Below are 5,506 nucleotides of genomic sequence, written 5' to 3' on the forward strand. Positions count from 1 at the left end.
CACTGGCAAATCCATGTTCAGCTAATAATCTGGCTGTGTGCGTATAAATACTTTTGTAACCGCTTTTATTCCCTGTAAAGCCATGTACATTTACAATAGCAGGAAATCTTGTGCCATCTTCTGGAATGTTAACTATTCCGCGTAAGATGTGTCCATCACGGTTTGTGATTTCTACTTGTTTTGTCAATTTAAAATACCTCCTTTCTAATTTTATTCTGCAGTAGTCAGCATTTCGCTTGTCAGCTAAATCCTGTAACATTTCAGCTGTTTTCTCTTTTGTAAGAGGGTAGATAAATTTTAATACCAGAACAGCTAATAAATATCCTACAACATATAAACCTGTATATGTTTTCCAAAGATGTCCTGAGAATGCTTCATTCTGGACAGCTTCATTAACCTGGAATCCAGCAATTGCAAGTGCAAAACTACTCATACTTCCTGATACAGCATTAGCAAGTTTACGGAAGAAATGTATATGCTGAGTATACAATTCCTTCATTACGTTTTCCTGTCTGAAGTTCCTGATAATCAATTGCATCATTTACAAGTGCCCAAACTAATACTTGGAAACCACTTACTCCAAGATAGCAGATTCCGTTGATGATAATAAAGAGCATAGGATTTTCAAGTGGGAAGAAGAATAAAATAGCATAAACAACAACTGAGAAAGTTGCACTGTACATAATCCATTCTTTCTTTCCAAATTTCTTAGCAACAAATTTTGTGCCTACGAATGCAATAAGTGACCAGATTACACTTAACATACCTGAAACTGCCATGATGGCAACATTTCCAAAATAATCGCGGAATAAATAAGTATTTAATCCGTTAACCATACCTGCTCCAACAATACCGATAAAGCTTGATAACATAACTCCGAGTAATGCTTTGTTTTTAGTAATATCTTTAATTACCTGGAAGTAGTTAAGCTTTTCTTTTTTCTCATCAACTGGCTTCTGTAATAATACGCTCTTTACACCAATGAGATGTAAACATAAGACAGATTAATCCAATAACTGCACAGATTGCTGACATAATAAGGAAATGGCTAGGTACTGGCTGGTTATCTTTATATAAGAATAATGGTCCAGCAATAACGATAACTGTCATAAAAATTGTACCGCCAAGACTTCTGAAACGAGAAAGGTCAGTACGTTGGTTAACATCATCAGTCATTACACTTGAAAGACTACCAAATGGAACGCTGACACATGTGTACATAATTTCGTAAACAATATATGTAATGAACATATAAGCAATACGTGCACCATAAGCGAAATTGCTTACGTTAACAAATCCTAATATACAGAGTACTGCAGTTGGAAAAGCAAAGAATTTAATCCAAGGAATAAATTTTCCTTTTCCTTTGTTTTTGTGGCTATCAACAAGTGCACCAATTAAAGGGTCATTTATAGCATCCCAAAACTTTGTAATAAGCATAAGGATTCCTACGTGTACTGGATTAACTTTTAATACCAGTGTATAAAAAATAGCAAGATACATGGCACGGAACTGCTCAGTACAGCAACATCCCAAATCGCCAAGAGTGTAACCAATTTTGTCCTTCATGGAAAAAGGTCTTGTTTCTTTCATGATAATTTACCTCCCAAATTTATATTGTTTTGGTAGCTACAATCTTATTATATTGTGGTTATGCTGATATCCATATACAAATATTGCTTGCAAACTACGAAAAATTGATATATTGTATATTTTGACAAAATGAACAAAAAATATAATAGGAAAGTGTGACAAAATAGACATATGAAAAAGCAAGGCTACAAAATGGAATATTTGAAAATATTGGATAGTGCCCAGCGAAGCTTTGGGCAAAAGAAGAGCTATACAATTGTATTTATAGCTGGTGGGATAGGGTATATGCACCAGGAGGATGATAATATTGTATGTACTATGGAGGATTTGATATTTATTAAGCCAGGTAATAAAGTAAAGCTTGAATATCGTAAAAATAAGTATCCTCTTGAAGTTTATGTTCTTTATATAGGTGGAGAACTTTTAAGGAAATTGTCAGATGAAGAAACAAGACTTGATGAAGCGTTTGATTTTGTTCCGTATCAAGTTAAGATTGTTCATTCTGAGACTGAATCGGCTATGCTTATAAAGAATATATCAAAAAAGCTCTATTCGATGAATAATGAGCCGCCTAAATTTGCCCACTCATTATACGAGAAAAGCCTATTAACTATGATTCTTGTACTTGCACTTCGCTCATCTGTTCAGGATGATGTACAGATTCAAGAAGAAGAAGAAAAAACACGTTGTAATGGATGATATTTTTATTTATATCAGAGAACATTTGACAGAAGATATCTCGTTGGAGCGCTTGGAAAATGAATTTTATATAAGCCGTTATCATATAGTAAGAGAGTTTAAAAAATTGACAGGTGAGACACCTCATTCATACATTGTAAAGAGCAAACTTGATTTATGCCGCCATTATATAGAGCAGGGGAAAAGTATTCATGAGGTATATGAGCTTGGTGGATTTGGAGGGTATAATCATTTTTTTAGAGCATTTAAGAAAGAATATGGTGTTACTCCAATGCAATATTACAAAGATTTAAAGATTGACAGGAATGAAAAGTAATGATTGTGTTTGTAGAATAAAGCAAATAAGGGGCTGTCGCTTTAACGATTGAAAATCGTTAGGGTACCAGCCTCTTTTTCCTATAAAAATACGATTTTTAAGTTACTATTTATTATTGAGTGTATTCTTTAAGTTTAGAAAGAGCTTCTTCTAATGCTTCAATACTTTTTTGTAATGGTGTTTTTCTTTTGCCTATACCATGCACGAATGTGATATTTCCAGCATTTTTGAGAGCATACAGCTTTTTGCGTAGTCTCTTTAAATGTTTGATTTTTACTACATTTCCATAAACTATTTTTATGTCATAGAGTTGTTCACATTCAGCTACAAAATCAGCTAATTTAATTAACAGTTTTGCCTGATTTTTTGTAACGGCTTTTTTCCACACGAAAGTATATTTATTGGCATTTGCCTCAAATCTTGAAACTTCTGCAAGAATATGCTTAGAACAAGGGGCAAAATGAATGCTTCTGAATCGTGCAAGTGTTGCATGGTCAGGTGCAGAATGCCCTTCTAGAAGAAATATGAAATTGATATCTCTTTTGCAGTTTTCGAGTGGAAGTTTTAGTTGATATCCACTCTGATTTAAAGTATAATCTTTTTGTAATTTATTATGTAATTGCATACTAATATTTTACTATAAATCCCAGGTTTTTCGAAGCCTGGGATTTATTTTTTTAGATTATATACCGCCTTAACATAAAAGAAGGGGCACCGCACTAATTTCTTAGTGCGGTGCCCCTTCTTTTATATCATTATTTAGTTTAAATTCTTAATAGAATTACTGCTTATACTGTGTCATTGATAAATCATCAATAGTCTTAACAACAGTATGAGGAATTGGCTTCCATTCAACCTTCTTAAATAACGCTACAATTGAGATTGGAATATATGTAGCTATAAAGAGAGGAAAAGAGAAAAGATACATAATCTTCTTTCTTGCAGGTGCAAGAATCTTCTTCCACTCAGTTATTAAAGTTATAAGTCCTATTACTAAAAGCATCATATAGAAATTAAAGAAACCAAGTAAAATAGCCTGAACAGTTGGACCAGCAATCTGCTTGAATAATGTAGGATTAAGACCACCACATAATAATATTATTACATTAAGAAGTATTGTTCCAAGTGTAAATAAAGTAGCAGGTGCAAGTGTCATTATCATATCATAGCAGGATACGAACATTCTCTTTTCCTTGAACATTGTCCTGAATAAGTCTCTGCCATACTTAAATAATACCTGATAGAAGCCTTTTGTCCAACGCATACGCTGATTCCAAGACTGTTTAAATGTTGTTGGCTGTTCATCATAGAACATAGCATCTTCGCAATAACCAACCTTTTCGCCATCAAGAATATTAGTTACAGTAAATTCAATATCCTCTGTTAAAAGATTGCATTTCCAGCCGTGGTTCTTCTTGATAATAGAGCTGTCTACAAGATAGCCAGTTCCGGATACGGCACAGCTTGTCTTAATCATCATTCGTGGGTTGTTAAGATATTTAGCTTCTCTTATAAACCATAAAGAATAACCGGCTGTAATCCAGTTAGTGTCATAATTCTTAGAGTTACGATAGCTTGTGACAACTTTGTACCCACTGTCGAATACTTTGTTCATCTCTCTGACGTAATTGACATCGATAATATTATCTGCATCGAATACGAAATAACCGTCATAACAAGTGTAATCACCCGCGTTCTTCACATATCTTATTAAAGACATAGTCCATAGCATAGCCTTTACCAATAAGTATATTGTTGAAACGCTCATAAACAATGGCACCGTGTTGTCTTGAAATCTCCGCAGTATTATCAGTACAGTTATCAGCTACTACGATAACATCAATAAGCTCTGAAGGATAATTCTGGTTCTTAATACTGTCAATTAAATTGCCGATAACGGCATTTTCATTACGTGCGGCAATAATAAATGCGTATTTGTGAAGTGTCTTAGCTTCGGTGTTGTAATTCTTTTTTTTCTTTTTACCAAGCAATGCGATAATAACGTATATTCCCTGATAACAATAGAAGATGGTCAATACAATATACACAAATGCGTTGATATCTGATACGATTTTCATTTGAAATCCTCACTAATCATTAAAAAATAAAAGTCTGGTTAAAACTTTTACAAACTTTTGCAAAGTCTTACAGATTATATCATTAGTTCGTTAGCTGTCAATAGTTAAATCGAACCTAATATTTCTAAAAAAAGTGACAAAATTCGCTCTCAATGTGATATTATATGTGTTATTATATAAAAGTTACATATACACATTGGCGAAAGGAATACTAAAATGTATAAAGAAATATCTCAATTAATTATGTATGGAAATCTCGATAACAGTTCTATTTTATCATCAATGGCAGATATATTCATCGTTTGATAACAAATTATCATCAAAAGAAGAGCTGGTTACAGATATATATACTCAGGTAAAAAGAATTTTAGAAGTTGCAACAGATTATGGTTTCGATAAGAATTATGGCAGAATTATCTTACATATTTTCTTATTACTAATGAGAATCCATTCAGCATTACCTGTGAAAAGGTAGAGCTAATGACGGAAGTGTTAATGTATTTGCAAAGAATGACTTTAAAGTATTCTACAATCTTTCTCCATTATGATTTTTCATTTATAGAGAAAGAACTCGGCATTGACTGTTTCTCTATAATCTCTGATTATAAGGCAATCGTTAGAAGAGCTGATGTTAAAAAAAGAATTAAGTGAAAAGGTTCAGGCATTAAGCGAAAAGCTTGCCAAAGCTGCTAATGCAGATGAATTCTTTGATATAGTTACAGAATTCTATAAAGCATATGGCGTAGGTATGTTCGGACTTAACAAGGCGTTCAGAATATCTGCAACAGAGAATGGAAAGCTTACATTTAACCCTATTAAT

At 33.1% G+C, this 5,506-nt stretch carries 7 protein-coding genes and 2 pseudogenes; 3 read left to right on the plus strand and 6 right to left on the minus strand.

Features of this window, described 5'->3' with window-relative positions; translation table 11 throughout:
• The 3 genes and pseudogenes from CCC31_RS00030 to CCC31_RS00040 form a co-directional block, all read right to left on the minus strand.
• Positions 1-499 (minus strand): annotated as a pseudogene (locus CCC31_RS00030) (hypothetical protein); the annotation flags it as partial.
• A complete protein-coding gene (locus tag CCC31_RS00035; RefSeq protein ID WP_363347020.1) occupies positions 459-983 on the minus strand; it encodes an MFS transporter in 525 nt (174 codons plus the stop codon). The pseudogene CCC31_RS00030 and the gene CCC31_RS00035, both read right to left, overlap by 41 nt.
• The gene (locus CCC31_RS00040; RefSeq protein WP_290848855.1) at positions 946-1,593 is read right to left on the minus strand and encodes an MFS transporter; all 648 of its coding nucleotides are present in this window, start codon (positions 1,591-1,593) and stop codon (positions 946-948) included. Before CCC31_RS00040 ends, CCC31_RS00035 begins: the two co-directional genes overlap by 38 nt.
• 192 nt (positions 1,594-1,785) lie before the next feature.
• Between CCC31_RS00040 and CCC31_RS00045 the strand changes: the two genes are divergently transcribed.
• Entirely contained in the window at positions 1,786-2,292 is a 507-nt protein-coding gene (locus tag CCC31_RS00045; protein WP_290848856.1) for an AraC family ligand binding domain-containing protein, read from the plus strand.
• Positions 2,285-2,608 carry an AraC family transcriptional regulator gene (locus CCC31_RS00050; protein WP_290848857.1) on the plus strand — a complete coding sequence of 108 codons (324 nt, stop codon included), beginning with the start codon at positions 2,285-2,287 and terminating at the stop codon, positions 2,606-2,608. Before CCC31_RS00045 ends, CCC31_RS00050 begins: the two co-directional genes overlap by 8 nt.
• Positions 2,609-2,720: 112 nt before the next feature.
• On the opposite strand, the gene CCC31_RS00055 is transcribed toward CCC31_RS00050, so the two are convergent.
• From CCC31_RS00055 to CCC31_RS00065, 3 genes are all read right to left on the minus strand, one after another.
• Complete coding sequence (locus CCC31_RS00055) at positions 2,721-3,233, minus strand: hypothetical protein (RefSeq protein WP_363347015.1); 513 nt, start codon at positions 3,231-3,233, stop codon at positions 2,721-2,723.
• A gap of 156 nt (positions 3,234-3,389) precedes the next feature.
• On the minus strand, positions 3,390-4,376 hold the full coding sequence (locus CCC31_RS00060; protein WP_290848858.1) for a glycosyltransferase family 2 protein: 987 nt from the start codon (positions 4,374-4,376) through the stop codon (positions 3,390-3,392).
• The gene (locus tag CCC31_RS00065) at positions 4,294-4,686 is read right to left on the minus strand and encodes a glycosyltransferase family 2 protein (RefSeq protein ID WP_290848859.1); all 393 of its coding nucleotides are present in this window, start codon (positions 4,684-4,686) and stop codon (positions 4,294-4,296) included. The genes CCC31_RS00060 and CCC31_RS00065 overlap by 83 nt, the downstream gene beginning before the upstream one ends.
• Before the next feature lie 628 nt (positions 4,687-5,314).
• On the opposite strand from CCC31_RS00065, the pseudogene CCC31_RS12635 reads away from it, so the two are divergent.
• A pseudogene (locus tag CCC31_RS12635) lies at positions 5,315-5,506 on the plus strand (AAA family ATPase); the annotation flags it as partial.

The organism is Eubacterium sp. LMAG:50, from assembly GCF_008680265.1.
GTDB classification, from domain to species: Bacteria; Bacillota; Clostridia; order Lachnospirales; family Lachnospiraceae; genus Eubacterium_U; species Eubacterium_U album.

Coding starts and splice junctions, on each gene's coding strand:
- CCC31_RS00050 (WP_290848857.1), top strand. CDS start 2,285: ATGGATGATATTTTTATTTATATCAGAGAACATTTGACAGAAGATATC.
- CCC31_RS00040 (WP_290848855.1), bottom strand. CDS start 1,593: ATGAAAGAAACAAGACCTTTTTCCATGAAGGACAAAATTGGTTACACT.
- CCC31_RS00055 (WP_363347015.1), bottom strand. CDS start 3,233: ATGCAATTACATAATAAATTACAAAAAGATTATACTTTAAATCAGAGT.
- CCC31_RS00065 (WP_290848859.1), bottom strand. CDS start 4,686: ATGAAAATCGTATCAGATATCAACGCATTTGTGTATATTGTATTGACC.
- CCC31_RS00060 (WP_290848858.1), bottom strand. CDS start 4,376: ATGAGCGTTTCAACAATATACTTATTGGTAAAGGCTATGCTATGGACT.
- CCC31_RS00045 (WP_290848856.1), top strand. CDS start 1,786: ATGGAATATTTGAAAATATTGGATAGTGCCCAGCGAAGCTTTGGGCAA.